The 19,476-nt window shown below is 65.7% G+C and carries 17 protein-coding genes; 7 read left to right on the top strand and 10 right to left on the bottom strand.

What is annotated here, in order from left to right:
- Nucleotides 1–127 precede the first annotated feature (127 nt).
- Nucleotides 128–949, bottom strand: a complete 822-nt coding sequence (locus ACFY5D_RS08855) for a DUF4184 family protein (protein WP_387527996.1) — start codon at nt 947–949, stop codon at nt 128–130.
- Between the two features lie 282 nt (nt 950–1,231).
- On the opposite strand from ACFY5D_RS08855, the gene ACFY5D_RS08850 reads away from it, so the two are divergent.
- Both ACFY5D_RS08850 and ACFY5D_RS08845 read left to right on the top strand, forming a co-directional pair.
- Nucleotides 1,232–2,707 (top strand): ABC transporter permease, encoded by a 1,476-nt coding sequence (locus tag ACFY5D_RS08850; RefSeq protein ID WP_387527993.1) that lies wholly within the window; start codon nt 1,232–1,234, stop codon nt 2,705–2,707.
- A gap of 78 nt (nt 2,708–2,785) precedes the next feature.
- On the top strand, nt 2,786–3,454 hold the full coding sequence (locus tag ACFY5D_RS08845; protein WP_387529755.1) for an ABC transporter ATP-binding protein: 669 nt from the start codon (nt 2,786–2,788) through the stop codon (nt 3,452–3,454).
- Between the two features lie 93 nt (nt 3,455–3,547).
- Here the strand turns inward: ACFY5D_RS08845 and ACFY5D_RS08840 are convergent, their stop codons facing one another.
- Nucleotides 3,548–4,489, bottom strand: coding sequence for a LysR family transcriptional regulator (locus ACFY5D_RS08840; protein ID WP_387527990.1), 942 nt, complete (start codon nt 4,487–4,489; stop codon nt 3,548–3,550).
- Between the two features lie 78 nt (nt 4,490–4,567).
- Here ACFY5D_RS08840 and ACFY5D_RS08835 point away from each other — a divergent pair, with 78 nt between their 5' ends.
- From ACFY5D_RS08835 to ACFY5D_RS08825, 3 genes are all read left to right on the top strand, one after another.
- Complete coding sequence (locus ACFY5D_RS08835; RefSeq protein WP_387527987.1) at nt 4,568–6,307, top strand: L-aspartate oxidase; 1,740 nt, start codon at nt 4,568–4,570, stop codon at nt 6,305–6,307.
- Between the two features lie 170 nt (nt 6,308–6,477).
- Entirely contained in the window at nt 6,478–7,026 is a 549-nt protein-coding gene (locus tag ACFY5D_RS08830; RefSeq protein ID WP_387527984.1) for a hypothetical protein, read from the top strand.
- A gap of 365 nt (nt 7,027–7,391) precedes the next feature.
- Entirely contained in the window at nt 7,392–8,477 is a 1,086-nt protein-coding gene (locus ACFY5D_RS08825) for a zinc-binding dehydrogenase (RefSeq protein ID WP_387527981.1), read from the top strand.
- A 108-nt stretch (nt 8,478–8,585) separates the two neighbouring features.
- Here ACFY5D_RS08825 and ACFY5D_RS08820 read toward each other — a convergent pair whose 3' ends face one another.
- The 3 genes from ACFY5D_RS08820 to ACFY5D_RS08810 are packed head-to-tail and all read right to left on the bottom strand — an operon-like array spanning nt 8,586 to nt 11,531.
- Nucleotides 8,586–9,224: a lactate utilization protein C gene (locus ACFY5D_RS08820; protein ID WP_387527978.1), complete on the bottom strand. Its 639-nt coding sequence runs from the start codon at nt 9,222–9,224 to the stop codon at nt 8,586–8,588.
- A gap of 4 nt (nt 9,225–9,228) precedes the next feature.
- Entirely contained in the window at nt 9,229–10,734 is a 1,506-nt protein-coding gene (locus ACFY5D_RS08815; protein WP_387527975.1) for a LutB/LldF family L-lactate oxidation iron-sulfur protein, read from the bottom strand.
- Nucleotides 10,731–11,531, bottom strand: a complete 801-nt coding sequence (locus ACFY5D_RS08810) for a (Fe-S)-binding protein (RefSeq protein WP_387527972.1) — start codon at nt 11,529–11,531, stop codon at nt 10,731–10,733. The genes ACFY5D_RS08815 and ACFY5D_RS08810 overlap by 4 nt, the downstream gene beginning before the upstream one ends.
- Before the next feature lie 156 nt (nt 11,532–11,687).
- Here ACFY5D_RS08810 and ACFY5D_RS08805 point away from each other — a divergent pair, with 156 nt between their 5' ends.
- On the top strand, nt 11,688–12,422 hold the full coding sequence (locus ACFY5D_RS08805) for a FadR/GntR family transcriptional regulator (RefSeq protein WP_387527969.1): 735 nt from the start codon (nt 11,688–11,690) through the stop codon (nt 12,420–12,422).
- A 100-nt stretch (nt 12,423–12,522) separates the two neighbouring features.
- Here ACFY5D_RS08805 and ACFY5D_RS08800 read toward each other — a convergent pair whose 3' ends face one another.
- The 5 genes from ACFY5D_RS08800 to ACFY5D_RS08780 all read right to left on the bottom strand — a co-directional run bounded on the left by ACFY5D_RS08800 (nt 12,523) and on the right by ACFY5D_RS08780 (nt 18,774).
- Nucleotides 12,523–14,184: an amidohydrolase gene (locus ACFY5D_RS08800; RefSeq protein WP_387527967.1), complete on the bottom strand. Its 1,662-nt coding sequence runs from the start codon at nt 14,182–14,184 to the stop codon at nt 12,523–12,525.
- Between the two features lie 14 nt (nt 14,185–14,198).
- Nucleotides 14,199–15,674, bottom strand: coding sequence for an MFS transporter (locus ACFY5D_RS08795; protein ID WP_387527964.1), 1,476 nt, complete (start codon nt 15,672–15,674; stop codon nt 14,199–14,201).
- A gap of 145 nt (nt 15,675–15,819) precedes the next feature.
- On the bottom strand, nt 15,820–17,088 hold the full coding sequence (locus ACFY5D_RS08790) for an ROK family protein (protein WP_387527961.1): 1,269 nt from the start codon (nt 17,086–17,088) through the stop codon (nt 15,820–15,822).
- 245 nt (nt 17,089–17,333) lie between these two features.
- Nucleotides 17,334–18,344: an NADP-dependent oxidoreductase gene (locus tag ACFY5D_RS08785; RefSeq protein WP_387527958.1), complete on the bottom strand. Its 1,011-nt coding sequence runs from the start codon at nt 18,342–18,344 to the stop codon at nt 17,334–17,336.
- Nucleotides 18,345–18,384: 40 nt separating this feature from the next.
- The gene (locus tag ACFY5D_RS08780; RefSeq protein WP_387527955.1) at nt 18,385–18,774 is read right to left on the bottom strand and encodes a DUF1304 domain-containing protein; all 390 of its coding nucleotides are present in this window, start codon (nt 18,772–18,774) and stop codon (nt 18,385–18,387) included.
- 95 nt (nt 18,775–18,869) lie between these two features.
- On the opposite strand from ACFY5D_RS08780, the gene ACFY5D_RS08775 reads away from it, so the two are divergent.
- Nucleotides 18,870–19,475, top strand: coding sequence for a TetR/AcrR family transcriptional regulator (locus ACFY5D_RS08775; protein ID WP_387527953.1), 606 nt, complete (start codon nt 18,870–18,872; stop codon nt 19,473–19,475).
- The last annotated feature ends 1 nt before the right edge of the window (nt 19,476 follow it).

Raw genomic sequence — 19,476 nt, 5'->3', positions numbered from 1 at the left:
CCGCACTTCCTTGCGTCGGAGGCGGTGTTCAAGTAGTCGAAATATCAACTGATATGACTGTATGCAGAATGCAATGCGCCCCCGGATCGGTGATCCGAGGGCGACAATGACGCGGTCGTGGCAGCGGTCAGGCCTGGGTGCCGGACCCCGCGGCAACACGTAACTTTTTGGCTACAGTTACGGCGTGCCACACGATTGCGTAGACCACCAGTGCCACGGCCAATGCGGCCCCGCCGTGGGTGATGCTGGTCCAGAGGAACGTCTCGGGAGTGAATGCCGTGCCGATGGACAGTTCCCCCGCCACGGCGAAACCTGCGACGGCAAGGGCGGGTATGGCGAGCGCCGACAGCAACAGCGTCAGGCGCAGGCCTGCACCTTTCGCCTTGCCGCCGCGTTCCGGAACAGGGGCTGCCTTGACTCGCTTGAGGTACCAAAACGCCAGGATCGCCAGGCCGGCCAGCGTGCTGCCGTGCTGAAGGATGCGATAGATCGGCACCCCGGCGATCGGCTGCGCGGCCAGGAACGGAAGCTTCTGGACCACCCAGCCGTAGGAGTGGGTGAACGAGTCCCACACGATGTGCGTGACCAGGCCCAGAATCAGCGAGTAGAACGTCCAGAGGGCAATGCGCGCGCTGCTTGGTCGGCGACCGCGGATTCCCGCCTTTGCCGGAACCCATGCATCGGGGACCGCCCAGCGCACCGGCTGCGCCACAAGCCACAAAACCGCGGCGAGCAGCAGCGACAGCGGGAATCCAACGGTCAGGATCTGCGCCAGGTCGTGCGAATTGCTGCCGTTGACCAACGACTCGTACCAGGAACCGCTGGCCGTGGGGATCTTGAGGAAGTATGGAACATCCGGAGCCATGGCCCCGGCGACCAACGCGATCGGGACGAAGGGCTGGCGCAGGAACGGTAAGACGGCGGCCGGGTGGGCCAGTGTGAATGGCAAGAGAATCCTCGAGAGTCGTTTCAGAGCCCACGGTGCAGCAATGATTTGGAGCGAATGGGTTCGCCCTTAAGCCTAATCGCAGCCGCCGACACGAGGGACCGTGTCGAATGTTGGCACCAACACGTCCACCGCGGGCGTTCGGTGGACGGCCGCACAGCTTGGCCACAGTGACGGCACAGCCCACCCTTATTAAGGCCACAGGCCAGCCCAAGTCAGGGCACAGAACTTGGGCATAACTTGAACTTCGAGCGCGGCAAGTGCCCGCGCAATGAAGGGATCGGCATGTTCACACGCTATTTGAGACGCGAGCTTTCGGGGCGGCGGAAACAGACTGCCATCATCGCGATCGCCATGGCCCTGGCCATCGGTCTGGTGGTCATCGTCAACTCCCTGTCCGCCGGTGTCAGGGATGCGCAGGGCGCGGCGCTTGCGTCGGTCTACGGGGTCGGCACCGACATCACCGTGACCGCAACGCCCACGCCCCCGGCGGCAGGCGAGGGCCGCGGCGGGCCCCGTTTCGAGTTCGACGCCGATGCCGGAACCGCAACCTCCGACGGCACCACGGCGGTGTCCCAGTCGGTGTTGATGAGCGGCCGCGGGACGGCGACCTTCGATGCGTCGGCGGTGGACACCGTCAGCGGGCAGGACGGAGTGAAGGCCGCCTCGGGCGTGCTGGCACTGACCAACTCCACGTTCGACGGCGAGCTGCCCCAGCGGGGGACCACCGGATCGACATCGGGCGGCACCAACGCAACCCCGCCGCAGGGAGCGGGCCCGGGCGGCGGAGGGCAATTCGACGTGAACTCCTTCAGCGTCATGGGAGTCGATTCCAAGGCCGATACGATCGGCCCGCTGGCCTCCGCCACCCTGCAGGACGGCAGGCTGCTGTCCGCGGACGACGCGGGCAAACACAACCTGGTGGTCGATGCCGCCTACGCAACCACCGAGGAACTGAAGCTCAAGGACAAGGTGGAGATCGCCGGGACCAAGTTCACGATCGTCGGCATCGTCGCCGGGTCGGGGGCGGACGCCGAAACCGCGTCCAACACCTACATCCCCCTGGATGTTGCCCAGAAGCTTTCCGACAACGCCAAGAAGGTCAGCACCGTCTACGTGCAGGCTGCATCCGCCTCGCAGATCTCCACGGTCAAGGCGGGGCTGCAGGCGGCCCTGCCGGACAACACCGTCAACACCCAGGAGGACCTGGCCGCCACCGTGTCGGGTTCGCTGTCCACCGCATCCGGACTCGTGTCGTCGCTGGGCACCTGGCTGTCGATTGCCGTGTTGGCCGTGGCGTTCCTGCTGGCGATCCTGCTCACGCTTTCCGGGGTGGCACGCCGCACCCGTGAGTTCGGCACGTTGAAGGCGATCGGATGGCGCAATTCGAGCATCGTCCGCCAGGTGGCCGGCGAATCGCTGGTGCAGTCGCTGCTGGGCGGCGCACTGGGAATCCTGATCGGACTGGCCGGGATCCTTGTCATCAACTTCTTCGCCCCGACGCTCAGCGCCTCGGCCGCGGCCACGGGCCCCATGGGAGCCGGCGGCGCCGGCGGGCCGGGCGCACTGCAGGGCGGCCCGGCCGCTGCCGCCAACGCCGTGGGCAGCGCCGCGGAAGTGGTGCTGAACCTGCCCATCACGCCGATGGTCGGCGCGGTCGCCGTGGCCATCGCGATCGCCGGCGGACTGCTGGCGGGAATTCTTGGCGGGTGGCGCGCCGCGCGCCTGCGTCCGGCCGAAGCCCTGCGCTCGGTTGCCTAGGAACCAGAGGAGCTTACAAACATGAGTGAACAAACAATGACCCAAGACCTGGTACCCGATACCGGGACCGAACAAGCCATGTTCCGGCTCGAGAAGGTGGAAAAGGCCTACACGCAGAAGTCACGCAAGGTCCATGCCCTCAACGGCGTGGATCTGGTGATCCCAGCGGGGCAGCTGGTGGCCATCCAGGGGCCGACCGGCGGCGGAAAATCGACGCTGCTGCAGATGCTCGGCGCGCTCGACCGCCCGTCGGGTGGGACCGTGAGCCTCGCGGGCAAGCCGATCTCAACCCTGGGTGACGGCGCCCTGGCCGATATCAGGGCACGCCAGATCGGCTTTGTCTTCCAGCACTACAACCTCATCCCCACCCTGACGGCGCAGGAAAACGTCGAGATGGGGCTGGCCCCGCTGAAACTTCCCTCCGCCGAGCGTGTCGCCCGCGCGGCCGCATCCCTTGCCTCGGTGGGGCTGGGGGAGCGCGGAACCCACCTGCCCGGGGAACTCTCCGGCGGCCAGCAACAACGCGTTGCCATCGCCCGCGCCCTGGCCAAGGACCCCAAGGTGCTGCTGGCCGACGAGCCAACGGGAAACCTGGACGAGGCAACCCGCGACGACATCATGGATCTCTTCGAGAAGCTGTGGCGCGACGGGCTGACCATCGTGATGGTCACCCACGATTCGGCGGTGGCGGCACGCGCCGAACGCCGGCTGAACATCAAGGCCGGACGCGTCACCGAGGCGGACTAGACCGTGAGGCTCGTGGCTCCGCGCCCCTGCAAGTGGGCGGAACCACGAGCCACGCGAAACGGCCATCAGCTGATGGAGAAGGCCCAAACAGGGTTACACGGCGCGGGTGATCAGGGCGTCGGTTGCGGCGTCTTCGGACGACAGGATGTTGGCCGTGTCGATGATCAGGCGTTGCATGGCTTGGGCCGCCCGCGTCAACGTCACGTCGTTGCGGTGGGCCAGGCTGATCGAGCGTGCGAGTCGGGGTTCGGCGAGCCGCACCGAGCGCAGGCCGGGGCGGTCCACCAAGACCATGGCCGGAACCACCGCGACGCCAAGCCCGCGTTCCACGCACCGCAAAACCGCATCCATTTCGGCCCCCTCGAGGACCACCTTCGGGGTCAGCCCGGCGTCGTGGAAGGCCTGCATGGTGGCCGCCCGCAGGTCGTAGCTTTCATGGAAGGTGATCTGTGGCAATGCTGCCAGTTCGGCGAGCGTGAGCACGCTGACGCCCTCGAGAATTGGGCTTTCGATCGAGGAGATGACCACCAATTCCTCCGTCAACAGCGGGATCCGCTGCAGGCTCGCGGACGCGGCCGAACGATCCTCCGACGTGGTGATGAGCGCAAGGTCCAGGGCCCCTCCGGCAAGTTCCTCCAGTAGGCCGCGCGAACCGCGCTCGGTCAGGTGCAGGTCGATGCCCGGATATGTCGAATGGAACGAGGTGAGGACCTCGGCAACCAGGCTGATGCACAGCGTCGGGGTGGCGCCGAGGCGCACCCGGCCCTTGTTCAGGCCGGCCAGCTCCTGCATTTCGTAGCGGACGGTATCCGCATCGGCGAGCATGCGCTTGGCCAGCGGCAGGAGGGATTCCCCGGCGTCCGTCAGTGTGATGTTGCCCCGGGCACGGTGGAAAAGCGCTGCACCGAGGTCCGATTCCAGCGTGGAAATCTGCCGGCTCAGCGAAGGCTGGGCCAGGTGTAGATGCGCGGCCGCACGCGTGAAATGGCCGATTCGGGCGACTTCCACGAAGCTTTGGAGCTGTTCCAGATTCATGCTCAATAGCCTATATGCATTGAAACGAGTCGAAGGATTCATTGGACTAATCAAAGTGCCGTTCTTAGCGTTGAAGACATGAGCGCAACAACAAAGAATGAACGACAGATTTCCACCACCGTCCTTGTCATCGGTACCGGAGGATCGGGCCTCAGGGCCGCCATCGAGCTGGCCGAAATGGGGGTTGACGTGCTCGCCGTGGGCAAGCGCCCGCGCAACGACGCACACACCTCGCTCGCAGCGGGCGGCATCAACGCGGCCCTCGGGACCATGGACGAGGAAGACAGCTGGCAGCAGCACGCGGCGGACACCATCAAGGAAAGCTACTACCTGGCCAACCCCCACACGGTGGAGATCGTCGCCCGCGGCGCGGCCCAGGGAATTGCCGACCTGGAACGCTACGGGATGGGCTTCGCCCGCGAGGAAGACGGGCGCATCTCCCAGCGCTTCTTCGGGGCGCACACCTTCCGCCGCACCGCGTTCGCCGGGGACTACACAGGCCTGGAAATCCAGCGCAGCCTGGTCAACCGGGCCCAACAGCTGGACATCCCGATCCTCGACGAGGTCTACATCACCCGACTGCTGGTGCGCGGAAACCAGGTTTTCGGCGCCTACGGCTTCGACATCAACAGCGGACAGCGTTACCTCATCCACGCCGATTCCGTCATCCTGGCCGCGGGCGGGCACAACCGCATCTGGCGCCGCACCTCCTCGCGCCGCGACGAGAACACCGGCGACTCGTTCCGCCTGGCCGTCGATGCCGGTGCGCGGCTCCGTGACCCGGAACTCGTGCAGTTCCACCCCTCGGGCATCATCGAACCCGAGAACGCCGCGGGAACCCTGATCTCGGAGGCGGCCCGGGGCGAGGGCGGCATCCTCCGCAACGGGCTGGGGGAGCGGTTCATGGAACGCTACGACCCCATACGCAAGGAACTCTCGACCCGCGACCGCGTGGCGCTGGCCGCGTACACCGAGATCAAGGAAGGCCGCGGCACCGCAAACGGTGGCGTCTGGCTCGACGTCTCGCACCTGCCGCGCGAAACCATCATGGACCGGCTGCCGCGCGTCTACCAGACCATGCTGGAACTGCAGATGCTCGACATCACCCAGGAACCGATCGAGATCGCTCCCACCGCGCACTATTCGATGGGCGGGGTCTGGGTCCGCCCGGAGGACCACAGCACGGATGTTGACGGCCTCTACGCCATCGGCGAGGCGTCCAGCGGCCTGCACGGAGCCAACCGACTGGGCGGCAACTCGCTGATCGAGCTGCTGGTCTTCGGCCGCATCGTGGCACGGGCCGCGGCCAAATACTCGTCCTCGCTGGATTCCCAGCCGCGTTCTGCCGAGGCGCTTGCCCTGGCCCGGGCGGAGCTGGACAACCTGCTGGCCGCGGACGGCCACGAAAATGTCCGGGCACTGCAGCGCGCCATCCGCAACATGATGACCGAGCATGCCGGCGTGGTGCGTGACGAGGAGGGCCTAAAGGCAGGGCTGGCCAAGCTCGACGAGATCGAGGAGCGCATGGGGAACGTGGGCATCCACCCGGACATCGCCGGGTACCAGGACCTTGCGCACGCATTCGACTTGAAAGCTTCGGCCCTGGCTGCACGGGCAACCCTGGAGGCTGCGGTCGAACGCCGCGAGACCCGTGGCTGCCACAACCGCAGCGACTACCCGGAGATGGACCCGTTGCTGCAGGTCAACCTCGTGTGGTCCCCGTCCACGGGCGTGGTCCGCGAGGAAATCCCGGAGATTCCCGGGGAGATCGCGGAGCTCATCAAGGAGGTCTCGACCGCGGGCAAGCTGGTCGAGTAACGGCCGGGCCAACACTGCCCGCATTGCGGGGTGTTTCCCGTTGTCACAGTTCGTTGCCAGCTCTCGAACAGTCCCGGCATAACAGCGTCGCGCAATGTTGGTAGGGAACCGGCGAGGAATGCCGGACCACCAACTGGTACCGCTCCGGGCGGCCACTGAAGGGAACACTCATGGCAATGAAAAAGAAGATGGCATTGGGCACTTCCGCCGCGGCTTTGGCTCTGGTCGCCGGGCTGGGTCTGGCGGGGGTCGCGTCCGCCGCGGATTCCAGCTCCTCCGGAGGGGCCGCCAGCACCACGCAGTCCGCACCGGCCGAACGCGGAGGGCCCGACGGACACCGCGGAGGGGGCCTGGAAATGGCCTCCGGCCTGGCCGAGAAGCTGGGCGTCGATGAAAGCAAGCTCAGCGACGCGTTGGACACCTTCAGGAAGGCGAACAAGCCGGCCGAGCGTCCTGCGGATGGGGCCAAGCAGGACGGCACCAAGCCGGACCGCACCGCGATGGATGCGGCGCTGGTCAAATCCCTGGCCGACTCGCTGGGCATCGAGGAATCCAAGGTCACCTCGGCCCTGGAGGAACTCCGTGCAGACGCCAAGAGCGAGCGGGCGACCGAACTGAAGTCGAAGCTGGATGCGGCGGTGGGCGACGGAACCCTCACGCAGGCCGAGGCGGACGCCGTCACCAAGGCCATCGAGAAGGGAGTGATCGGCGGGCACTAGCCCGAAGACGCGACGCAAAATGAAAACGAGGTGGCACCCACGATTCGTGGGTGCCACCTCGTTGCGTCCAGGGTCAGGGCCACTTGCCTGCCCAGTTGGCTATCACCGTTAATGTGGCTGGCTATCGCCTTGCGCCCGGCCGGGCATCACCATCCATGTCGGAATATCCCTGAGTCCCATGGCGCCTCGGATTGAAGTCCCAAGTCAGGCGTTCGTTTGGGTGGCGAAAACCTCGCGGGGCGAAGCGGGGGAAGTGCCCGAGGGGCGGTGGGCCGGAAGGGATTGAGCCAAAAACGGACGCCATATAGTGATCCGAACCACAGGGGGTGCCCTTCTGGTGAGCTCGAATCAAGGAGAAACCAAAGATGAAAGCAGTTGTCGTGCGTGAAATTGGCGGCGGATTCGACGTCGAAGACATCGCCATTGACGATCCGATCGGCCAAGAGGTCCTGGTCGAGGTCAAGGCATCCGGGCTTTGCCGCACCGACCTGAGTGTGGCGGGCCACCGGCATGATCACCCGGTGCCGGCGGTATTCGGGCACGAGCTTGCCGGCATCGTGACCAAGGTCGGGCCCGAGGTCTCGGACTTCACGGTTGGCGACCATGTGGTCGGATCCCTCATCCAGTTCTGCGGGCATTGCGCGAACTGCCTAACGGACCGCAGCTTCCAATGTCTCCAGCGGGAGGCCACGCTCCGCAACGCCGACCAGCCGCCGCGGTTGACGCGTGACGGCACCGAGGTGGCACAGGGCTTCGGTTTGGGCGCCTTCGCCCAGCAAGCCCTCGTCCATTCCAACCAGCTGGTGAAAATTGCGGACGAGATGCCGTTTCCCCAGGCGGCGCTGCTCGGATGCGGTGGACTCACGGGTACTGGCGTGGTGCTCAATACGGCGAGGGTTCGCCCGGGCGAGAGCGTCGTGATCGTGGGAGCCGGGGGAGTCGGGCTCAACGGGGTCAACGGCGCCGTGATTGCCGGGGCATCCCCGATCATCGTGATCGATGTTGCGAGGGAAAAGCTCGACAAGGCGCTGGCGTTTGGCGCGACGCATACCGTCAATTCCGCGGAAGTGGATCCTGTCGCTGCGGTCAAGGAGATCACCGGTGGCGGCGCTGACCATGTCTTCGACTTTGTGGGCATCGGAAAGGTCCAGGAGCAAGGCATTGCGATGCTGGGCAAGGGCGGTGGCCTGTATTTGGTCGGAGTGACCCCCGGCCAGACGATGAACGTCGACGGACGGGCCCTGCTTCAGGGGCAGAACTCCATTACCGGTGTCCACATGGGCTCGGGCGTCCTGCGCCGCGACGTGCCGAGATACGTTGACATGTACCTCGCGGGAAAGCTCCAGCTCGACGGCATGATTTCGAAGGAAATCGGTTTGGACGAGGTGGAAGCGGGCTACGAGTCGTTGAAGGATCCCGCCGTGACCAGGGTTGTCATCACCCGCTTCTGAGGCGACGCGGCGGAACGGGTTCCTTCCGCCAGCCAGGTCAAATACCTGGGGAACCCCGCCACGAGCGCGCCATGGCGCACCGGCGGCGGGGTCCCTTGAGCTCGGAAGCTAAAGCCCCTTCACGATGATGACGTCCAGCCGGCGCGGGCCGTGCACGCCCTCGACGCGCTCGAGCTCGATGTCGCTGGTGGCGCTGGGCCCGGAGATCCAGGTCAGCGGGCGGGTGATGTCCATGCGGGGCAGCGCCTCGGGCAGCAGGCGCACGATGGTGGATACGGGAACCACGCACACGTGGTGGTCCGGAACCAGGCTGATCGCCCGGCGTCCCTGGTCGGGGGTTCCGTCCAGCACGATGGTGCCCGACTCTGCGATCGACACCGCCGAGGAGGTCAGCACGGCGCCGGTCTCATCCAGATCGGTCACGCCCAGCACGGCACCCGGTGCATCGACGCGGCGGCGGGCGTCGTCGGCGAGTGCCGCGTCCGCAAGCCACGCCTCGTCGATGCCGTGGGGAACGACGTAGCTTGCCGCATCCTTGAGCCGCTCGGCGATGGTGGCGGGAAGCTCCGCCTCCTCCACGACATCCACGTGGGCCTTGTAGTCCTCGAGCCTGTCGACCAGCAGTGTGACAAGCTCCGCCTGCGGCATGTCGGAGGTCATCCGGTACTCGCGGGGGACGGACGCGGGGACCGGGGCGTCGTGAAGCGCGGAGGCAATGCGGGCGAGGATTTCTTCCTTGGCGCTCATCTGCTTAGTTCTCCTGTTTGTTCGTGGGGGCGGCCGGCTTACGGTCCTTCTTCCACCAGTCGCGGAAGGACTTTGTGGGCGGCGCGGGCACGTCGCGGGACTGGGTCCAGCCGGCGGCGATGCCGGGCAGGGCCTTGATCTTCTTGTCGCGCCCGGCGGCGAGCTTGCCCAGCGGCAATCCCTTTTCCAGCAAGGCCAGGTGCTTGCCGGAGGAGAACGCCCAGCCGGCGCCCTTCATCATCAAATCCATCTGGGTGGGCAGCTTCTTTTGGCCGCGCTTGGAGTCGACGTCCTCGCCGCGCAGGTGCACCAGGATCTCGGGGATATTGATCTTCACCGGGCAGGCGTCGTAGCAGGCGCCGCACAGCGAGGAGGCGTAGGGCAGCGAGCTGTTTTCCTCGGACTTGATGCCGGTGAGCAGCGGGGAGAGGATCGCGCCGATCGGGCCCGGGTAGGTGGAGCCGTAGGCATGGCCTCCGGTGCGCTCGTAGACGGGGCACACGTTCATGCAGGCCGAGCAGCGGATGCAGTTCAGCGCGGTGCGCCCGTACTTGTCCGCCAGCGCCGCGGTGCGCCCGTTGTCCAGCAGGACCAGGTGCACGTTCTGCGGCCCGTCGCCCTCGGTGACGCCGGTCCACAGGGAGGTGTAGGGGTTCATGCGCTCGCCGGTGGAGGAACGCGGTAGCAGCTGCATGAAGACCTCGAGGTCCTCCTTGCTCGGCAGCAGCTTCTCGATGCCCATGACGGTGATCAGGGTCTCGGGCAGCGTCAGGCACATCCGGCCGTTGCCCTCGGATTCGACGACCGCCAGGGTGCCGGAGTCGGCGAGGGCGAAGTTGGCGCCGGAAACCGCGACCTTGGCGGAAAGGAACTTGCGGCGCAGGTGGGCGCGGGCGGCCATGGCCAGCTTGCGCGGCTCGTCGGTGAGGTCCGGGTCCACGTTCGGCATCTCCTTCAGGAAGATGTCGCGGACCTCGGTGCGGTTCTTGTGGATGGCCGGGACCAGGATGTGGCTGGGCTTGTCGTGGCCCAGCTGGACGATCAGCTCGGCGAGGTCTGTCTCGAAGGCGGCGATGCCGCGTTCCTCGAGGTACTCGTTGAGCCCGATCTCCTGGGTGGCCATGGACTTCACCTTGACGACCTCGGTGGTGTCCTGGTCGCGGATCAGGTCGGCGACGATCTTGTTGGCCTCGTGGGCGTCGCGGGCCCAGTGGATGGTTCCGCCGCGGGCCGTGAAGTTCTTCTCGAACTCCTCGAGCAGTGCCGGCAGGTTCGCCATGACGTGGTTCTTGGTGGCGGAGCCGGCGTCGCGCAGTTCCTCCCAGTCGGGAAGCTCGGCGACCACCTTCAGCCGCTTGTCGCGGATGGTGTGGGTGGCGTGGCGCAGGTTGGCGCGCATCTGGGTGTTGCCCAGTTCGCGGTGGGCCGCGGCCGGGAACGGCTCGTCGATGTGCAGGTTGCCGTCGCCGAAGACCGGGAGCGTGGGCATCCCCATGAAGACGTTGCTCATCGCTTGCCGCCCTTTCCGACGAAGACCTCGCCGGTCACGGAGACCGGCTCATCGATGGTGCTGGCCAGGATCTCGGCGAAGTGCAGCGTGGTCGCCGCGGACTTGGTGCGCGAGAGCCCTCCGCCGATGTGCATCAGGCAGGAGGCGTCCCCGCCGGAACACAGCGAGGCGCCCGTGGACTTCACGTTGTTGGTCTTGTCCTCCAACATGGCCGAGGAGACGTCCGCGTTCTTCATGGAGAAGGTGCCGCCGAAGCCGCAGCACTGGTCGGCCTCGGGCAGGTCGGCGACCTCGATGCCGCCCACGGACTTGAGCAGGTCCAGCTGGCGATCGCCCAGGCGCAGCGAACGCATGCCGTGGCAGGAGGGGTGGTAGGTGATTTTGTGCGGGAAATGCGATCCGAGCTGTTCGGCGGCGTCGGTGACCCCCAAGACATCGACCAGCAGCTGGGAAAGCTCATAGGTCTTCGCTCCCACGGCCTCCGCGCGCGCCTTCAGCGCGGCATCGCCGCAGCGTTCGGCCAGCACCGGGTGCTGGTGCTTGACGGAGGCAACGCACGAACCGGACGGCGCCACGGCAACGTCGTAGGACTCGGCCTCGAACGCCTTGACGTGGTTCGCGACCACCGGAAGCGCCTCGTCCATGTAGCCGGAGTTGATGTGCATCTGCCCGCAGCAGGCCTGGCCGGCGGGGAAGACGACCTCGTGCCCGAGGCGCTCGAGGATCTTCACCGTGGCTCGCGCGGTTTGCGGATACATGGCATCGACGATGCATGTGGCGAAAAGTGCGATCTTCATGGGGACCCTTCCGGCGTGGACTGCCGAGGAAACGATGTGGTCTGACCATACTAGGTCGCCGACGCCCGCGCGTCCATCCACTAGGGAAGGCCGTGTCTTATCCCGGTGCCCGGGCTCGGCTCCGGGCACACTGGACAGGCATGGGAAAATGAACGGGTGACAAGCAAACCAAGCACGCCGCAGGTTCCCGCCCGGGCCTACGAAACCGTCCTGAACAGCATCGAGGCGGATCTTCGCGCCGGCAGGATCAAGCTGGGGGACCAGCTTCCAGGCGAGCGCACGCTGGCCGAGACCCACGGGATTTCCCGCGCCTCGGTGCGCGATGCCATCCGCATCCTCGACGCCATGGGCGTGGTGCGGACCTCCACCGGCTCGGGCCCGAATTCCGGTGCCGTGGTGATTTCGGAGCCCGCGATCGGGTTGTCGGCGACGCTGCGCCTGCATGTGGCATCGCGCCAGCTCTCGGTGGAGGACATCGTCGAAAGCCGCATCCTGCTTGAAACCTGGGCGGCCGAATCGGCCGGCCGGAACACCGACGTCGAGCACCGAACCCGCGTGCTGCATGAAACCGCGGAGTTGCTCCGGGCCATGGACGCGCCGGACCTCGACCGCGGACAGTTCCACGACCTCGACGCCCGATTCCACGTGCTGCTCTCATCGTTGGCCGGCAATGCGGTGATCGAGGCGATGATGGAATCCCTGCGACTGTCCATCACCGACTACGTCAGCGACTCGGTGGCCAGCGACGGAAGCTGGAGCAAGCTCGCGGAGACCTTGCGTGCCCAGCACCACGGGATCCATGAGGCGGTCAGCGCCGGCGACGGAAGTCGGGCGGCGGAGCTGCTACGCGAGCACATCCAGTGGTTCTACGCGGAAACCCAAGGAACCTAGCACGCTTCGGGCCGGGAACCGGACAAGAAGCGGCCACAAAGGCAGGCTGGCCCGCGCATCCGTTGTTCGGAAACGCGGGCCGGCCTGGTGGTTTCGGCGGCTAGAGCGCTACGGCCTTCACCGGAATGCCGGCCTGGACACGGCGTCCGTCGACCCAGGTTTCCAGGATCCGGATGTTCCCCAACTCGTTGGCGGGAACGTCCAGGGGATTCCGTTCCAGGACGACGATGTCGGCGAGCTTCCCGGCCTCCAGCGACCCGACCTCGTGGTCCGAGAAAAGCTGCCAAGCCGCGTCGATGGTCTGGGCCTTGATGGCATCGATGATTCCGATGCGGAATTCCGGGCCCAGCACCTTGCCCGAGGGCGTCTGGCGGAGGATTGCTGCCTGCATGTTGAGCAGCGGCGATTCCGGGGTCACCGGGGGATCGTTGTGCAGCGAGAACCGCATGCCGACCTCCGCCGCGGCCCCGGCGGGTGTCCACGCCTCGGCGTTATCTCCGAATAGCCCCGAGAGGATGTCGCCGTAGTAGTGGATGTGCGCGACAAAGAAGGAGATACCCACACCCAGATCCCAGGCGCGCCTCACCTGCTCGGGGGTGATGGAGCCGCAGTGTTCCATACGCAGGCGGCCGTCGGCGCGCGGGAACTCGCGCTGGACCTGCTCAAAAACGCTGAGCACGGTGTCGACGGCAATGTCCCCGTGCACGTGGCACGCCATCTGCCAGCCGTTTGCATAGTGCTGGCGGCAAATGGCCAGCAGTTGTTCCTCGGTGTAGTTGGAGCAGCCCTGGTGGCCGGCACTCAGGCCGATGGACTCGGTCTGGACGCTGTCCTCGTATCCGAAGCTCGTCGCGATGTTGCCGACCCACGGGGAGCCGTCGGTCCACACCTTGACGCCGGTGGGGCGGAACATCGAGGTCCCCGGTCCCATCAACGGATCGGTGCCCGGGGCCGGGATGCATTCGCGGATTCCCGACATCTCGTAGGAGCGGATGCGTGCAGGCGGTTGGTGCGTGCGCTGGTATTCCTGCATCAGGGGGTAGGAATCGGGATGGAACGCGAGGTCGCCGGTGGTGGTGACACCTGCGGCGGCCATGCGGTGCAGCTCGAAGTCCAGGAGCTCGGAGAATTTCTCGGCACCGGCATGCATTTTCGGGCCCATGACGTTCATGACGGCCGGAATCTCCAGGGCCTCGCCGGTGAGTTCGCCCGTCTCGTCACGCAGGTATTGCGATGCGCCGGGGTCCTCCGAGTTGCGGTCGAGCCCCAGGGACTGAAGCGCCGCATCGTTGGCCCACGCCGAATGCGCCGAGTAGTGCATGATCGACAGCGGAACCGTTGGAGAGAATTCGGTGAGCCAGGCGCCGCTGATGCGCGGGAGCTCGGGCAGCAACAGCGGGTCCCAGCCGAAGGCCGCAACCCATGCGCCGGGCCCGGCCGCTTCGGCCTCGGCCACGGCCGTGCGCAGCTTCTCAATCACCGCCTCGGCGTTTCCGCACAGCGAAGCCCGGATGTCGACGGCGTCAGGACCGATGAAGTTCATTTCGGCGGTGGGGTGCCCGTGAGCCTCCACGAAACCGGGAAGGACGGTGCTGCCGTCCAGATCCAGGATCTCGGTGTCGGGCCCGGCCGTGGTCATCACATGTTCGGTCGAACCGACGGCAAGGATCTTGCCGTCCTTGAAGGCGATGGCCTCGGCGGTGCCGAAATCCTTATCGACGGTCAGGACCGTGGCGTTGTGGAAGATGGTTGTTGCGTTCATGGTGGCCTCTCCGATTACGCCGTTGCGCGGCGGTTGCGCGGGGTCAGCAGCAGGAAGATCAGCACGGCGGCGATGACGAAGAAGATCGCTTGGACCGCCAGCCCCATGCCGTAGGCGTGGGCGGTCATGACCCCGTCCTGCATGAAGATGGTGGACATGGGACCAGCCAGGGCGAAGCCCAGACCGAACCCGAACTGGCCGACGGCGGGCTTGACGGCGCCCACGGCGCCGAGCTGGTCGGCGGGTGCCGATCCCATGATGACTGCGCTTTGCGGGTTCTGCATCCACATGACGGCGAAGCCCACTACGAACAGCCCGGCGGCCGGCAACGCGATGTTGTGCGGGTCCTGTAGGAAGATCTGGCTTGCAAGCCCGGCGGCGCACAGCAGCAGACCGCTGGTGAACATGGTGCGGTTGGTTGCGCCGAAGCGCTTCTGGGCGATGCCCGCCATGGGAGCACCGCAAATCATGCCAATGTACATGATGGCGACGACCACCGAGACTGCCGAGGCCGGGACCCCGGCGGGCAGCGCCAGCGCCGGGTACTGGCCGAGCAAGGAAGCGTCCGCCCAGTTGAAGAGGACGCCAGCCAGGCAGGCTGCGGCGAATGCGGGCTTCTTGAAAAGCTCCACAGGGAACGCGGGGCTTTCGATGCGGCGTTCCCACAGGGCAAAGACGCCCAGGACGACCATCGCCAGGAAGATCCCGCCGATGACCAGCGGGCTGCCCCAGCCGCGGGTGGAAGCCTGCCCGATCGAGTAGACGAGTGCGATGAGTCCCACGGCGGCAAGAACCACGCCGACGGTGTCGAATTTCCGCTGGGCCGAGGTGCGGTTTTCCGGCAGCAAGCGGACGGCGGCAATTGACAGGGCCAAGCACAACACGGCCGTGCTGACGTAGGTTGCACGCCAGCCCATTGCGCCCTGGATCGACCCGGACAAGGAGGTCGCGAGCACGATGAGGGTGGCCCCGGCGCCGAAGAACAGGCCGAAGGCCTTGGGTAGGTCCTTCTTCTCAAAGAGCGTGGGGATCAATGCCAGGCACATGGCGAAGGACATGGCCGTGGAAACACCCATCAGCACACGCCCGGCCCCGAAGACCAGCGGGGTCGGAGCCGCCGCCGTGACAAATGCCGCGACGCCCATCAGCATGACGCCTGCAACCAGCATCTTCTTGCGTCCGTGGCGATCGCCGATGATGCCGACGCCGAGCATGCTGGCGGCGAGCACGATGGTTCCGATGCTCTTGAGGAAGGACGCCAGTGAAGGGTCCATTCCGAGGGCCTTGGCAGCGGCAGGCATTGCAACGGAATGCAGTGCAGGGTCGACGCCCTGCATTCCGCCGACCAGCGCAATGCAGATCATTGCGGCCACGACGGGCTTGCGGGCCCGCAGGCGATGTGCCGGCCAAGCCTGTTCGGTGGGTGTCTGGATATGCGGCGTCGTTGCCGTGCGCGCTGCGGCGCGCGGGGGAGTTACTTGGGTTTCCATGGCAGGGGTCCTTGGTGGGATGGAGTCTGGGTGTGCAGGCCGGCCCCGAGCGAGAGTGTCGGGTGCTGCGCGTCACAGTTAGCTTATTCCACGCCATGGAAAATGTCGACGACATTTTTCCACGGATACCGATTCCACGGATTTTCTAGTGTGCGGCTGCCCCTGGATGCTGCGCCACTGCGAGTCCTGCGGCAATTTGCATGCCTCGGTTGACGGGGACAAACGGGTCCTCCGCGAAGGTTATTCCCAGATCTGTGATGGACGGCAGCGAACCGATCGACGCCAGCTGTTTGTCCATTTCGGGTCGGAGGAATTCTTGTAGCGCGGCGAGGTAGCCGTCGACAACGAGCACCCGCGGATTAACCACGGCGGCAATGGTGTCCACGGTGATTCCGAGCCAGTATCCGGCTCGATCCAGCTCCTGAAGAACCAATCGTTCGCCGGACCGCGCCCTCGCCAAGAGGTTTTCGACCATTTCTTCGTGCCGTTGGGCAAGCTGCGGCACCAGGTTGGCCTCCGTGGTGCCCGAATCGCTGCAACGGGCGTAGATGCCGGCAAGCCCGAGCCGCGTTTCCACGCAACCGCGCCGACCGCACCAGCATTGGGCGCCAGCGGGATCGATGACAAAGTGCCCGAATTCCCCGGCCAGGCCGGTCGATCCATGTTCGAGAGCCGAACGGCTGTAGATGCCACCACTGACGGCATAGAGTCCGCCCAGGTGCGCCGCCGTATCAATTTCACCGGGCAGGTCCAGGTCCCGCAAGCGGGACAGCAGCGAGTAGTTGGTGGCACGGTCGATCCCCACCAAGATCGAGGGTGAAACCCCGCCGTCGATCTCCGAGAGCAGATTCAGGAGCACCTGGCGAAGCGGGTATGGGCGGGACCATCCATTGAGGATTGAGCGCATCATGACGCCGGAGGAGTTGTTGGCGGCTCCGGGGATTGCCGCTTCGACGGCGAGCAGTTCCCGCCCGGTGTTGCGGCACTCCTCGGCGATTTGGTTGAGGGCGATGCCGACGTAGTTGATGTATTCGTCGATCTCCAGCGACACGGGCGTCGGGATGGAGAACGTCGTGTTGTACTTTCCGTCGATTCCGCCAATGGCCACGTGGATGGTGCCGTTGTCCAGGCTCAATGAGGCGGTCGCCCAGTGGTGTCGGGCCAGGGCAATGAGGGTCGTCGGCCGGCCCATGGCCGCCGGGTTGGTGTCGGAAACTTCCGCCACGAGTTGCCTGTCGCGTAGCTCCGCAATGAGTTTGGTCATCGCGGTGATTCCGAGCCCTGTGCGTGCCGCGATCTTCGAGCGCGAGAGAGGGGACTCTGCGGCAAGTGCCAGGAGTATTTGTGAAAGGTTGTGCTCCCGCAGGTGCGCAATCGACCCACCGCTTGTGCCAAGCGGTCCTGGCGGATTCACGATAGTCATCCTTGCTGTTGCCGGCCCATGGATACCCAGTCTATGCGGCGGGGTTGCGCTTCTGCGTCCGCTCGATGCGTGGCGTCGCCCTTGCGTCTCTCGGGTTCCCGTCAGGGATTTGTGGATGCGATTCGGGTGAAAGCAACCCTTCGCCGAACCGGCGGCAGCCGGGCCTGCTCCGCCCACGAAGAAACGTGCTGTGTGCGGAGCAGGCCTGGCTTCTCTGCTGGATTTTATGTGCGGGACTAGAGCTTCACAACCATCTTGCCGGTGTTGGCACCGCGCATCAGTTCGATGAGCGCCTCGACGGAGTGGTCCAGGCCTTCGACGACGGTTTCATCGAAGACGATCTTCCCTTCGGCGATCCATGCGGACATGTCGGCCATGAACGCCGGGTAGTGCTCGGCGTAGTTGCCGACGGTGAATCCCTTGAGGTTCAGGCCGCGGGTGATCATGTTGCTCATGTTCCGCGGACCGGCGGGAGCCTCCGTCGCGTTGTACACGGAGATCGCTCCGCACAAAGCGCCCCGGCCGCCCGGGTTGAAGGAATCCAGGGCCGCCTCCAGGTGTTCGCCGCCGACGTTGTCGAAGTACACGTCGATGCCCTCCGGTGCTGCCGCGCGCAGCTGTTCGCGGACCGGTCCGTCCTTGTAGTTGAAGGCGGCGTCGTAGCCGTACTTCTCGGTCAGGAGTTCCACCTTCGCGGCGCTACCGGCCGAACCGATGACTCGCTTGGCGCCCTTGAGGCGCGCAATCTGGCCGGCGGCACTGCCCACGGCGCCCGCGGCGCCGGAAATGAACACGGTTTCGCCGTTCTTGAGTCCGGCGATTTCCAGCAGTCCAACATACGCGGTGAAGGCTGTCATGCCCAGGATGCCGAGGTAGGCCGAAAGCGGCAGGCCCGGAATGTCCTGCACCACGCGGAAGTGGCTGGCGTCGCCCTGGGCAACATCGCGCCACCCGAGCTGGTGAAGCACAGGGTCGCCGACGTTGAATCCCTCGGCGCGGGATTCGACCACACGCCCGACTGCGCCGCCGGTCATGACCTCATTGAGTGCATACGGTGCCGAGTAGGACTTGGTGTCGTTCATGCGTCCGCGCATGTAGGGGTCGACGGACATGAACTCGTTGGCAACCCGGATCTCGCCCTCGGCGAGTTCGGGAAGTTCCACCGTGACGGTGGAGAAGTTCGCGTCGGTCGGCCAGCCGATGGGTCGGCTGGCCAGGTGGATCTGGGTGCTGCTTGGCGTGGACATGAAGTCGTTGCTCCGTTCGGTGGGGATGGGGGAGGGGAGGTTAGTTGGTGAAGGCGAACAGGCCGAAAACGATGGCCAGGGCCGGGGCGGTGAGCTGGAACATCGCTGCGCGCGCAAGCTTGGGCGATGAAATGAGCAGAACCAGGCCCGCGGCCAGCATCGAGCCGGTGCCTGCAAATATCAGCGTCGCTCCGATGACGGGGGAGGACGCAAGTACGAATGCCATGCCCGCAACCGTCATGACCGCCAGGAACAGGTTGTAGAAGCCCTGGTTGAACGCCATCGGCTTGGTTGCGCTGGCTTCGGCGTCGGTCTTGACCCCGAAGGCCTTGCGGGTGGCCGGAAGGTCCCAGCGCAGGGACTCGAGGATGAAGATGTACACGTGGATTGCGGCGGCAAGACCGGCGAAGATCATGGAGATCGGCAGCATCTGGTTTGTCCCTGGGTCGACGGAGTGATTGTGTAACGGTCGTTCCAATATATACTGGAACGACCGTTACACAAAACGAGGGGATTTTGGGACTCATGGCCAGAATGCAGGAATTCGACACCAGCAAGGCACTCGGCGATGCCCGTCGCGTCTTTTGGGACAAGGGATTCGAGGCCACCTCGATCACCGATCTCGAAATGGCCACGGGCCTGGGCCGCTCAAGTATCTACAACGGATTCGGCTCCAAGCGGGGGCTTTTCGACGCAGTGATCCAGGACTACATGGACACGGTTCTGCGACCCCGCCTGAAACAACTGCACGGCTCATCGCAGTCGAACGACGGCATCTCAACCTACCTGCGTTCGTTGTCCACCGACCTGGCCAAGGCCTCGGAGCAGACCGCGAACCGCGGCTGCCTGCTGATGAACACCGCCGCGGGCATCGCGGGCAACGACGAGGCACTGCGGCTGCTGATCGACGGCTACCAGATCGAGTTGCGCGACGGCGTGGCCGACGCCCTGCGGTCCATGGATCCATCTCAATCCGATTCCTTGGTCCTTGCGCGGGCGCGCATCGTCGCCGGGCTGGCGATGAGTGCGTTGCTCCTGGCGCGGCTGAACCTGACCGAGGCCTTGGCGACCTTGGAAGCTGCCGAAGGGCAAGTGCGCGAGTGGCTTCCGGAGACCCCACGGGTTCCGTAGG

It is taken from the genome of Paeniglutamicibacter sp. NPDC012692, assembly GCF_042901625.1.
Taxonomy (GTDB): domain Bacteria; phylum Actinomycetota; class Actinomycetes; order Actinomycetales; family Micrococcaceae; genus Paeniglutamicibacter.
This window is presented reverse-complemented; position numbering and strand designations above follow the sequence as displayed.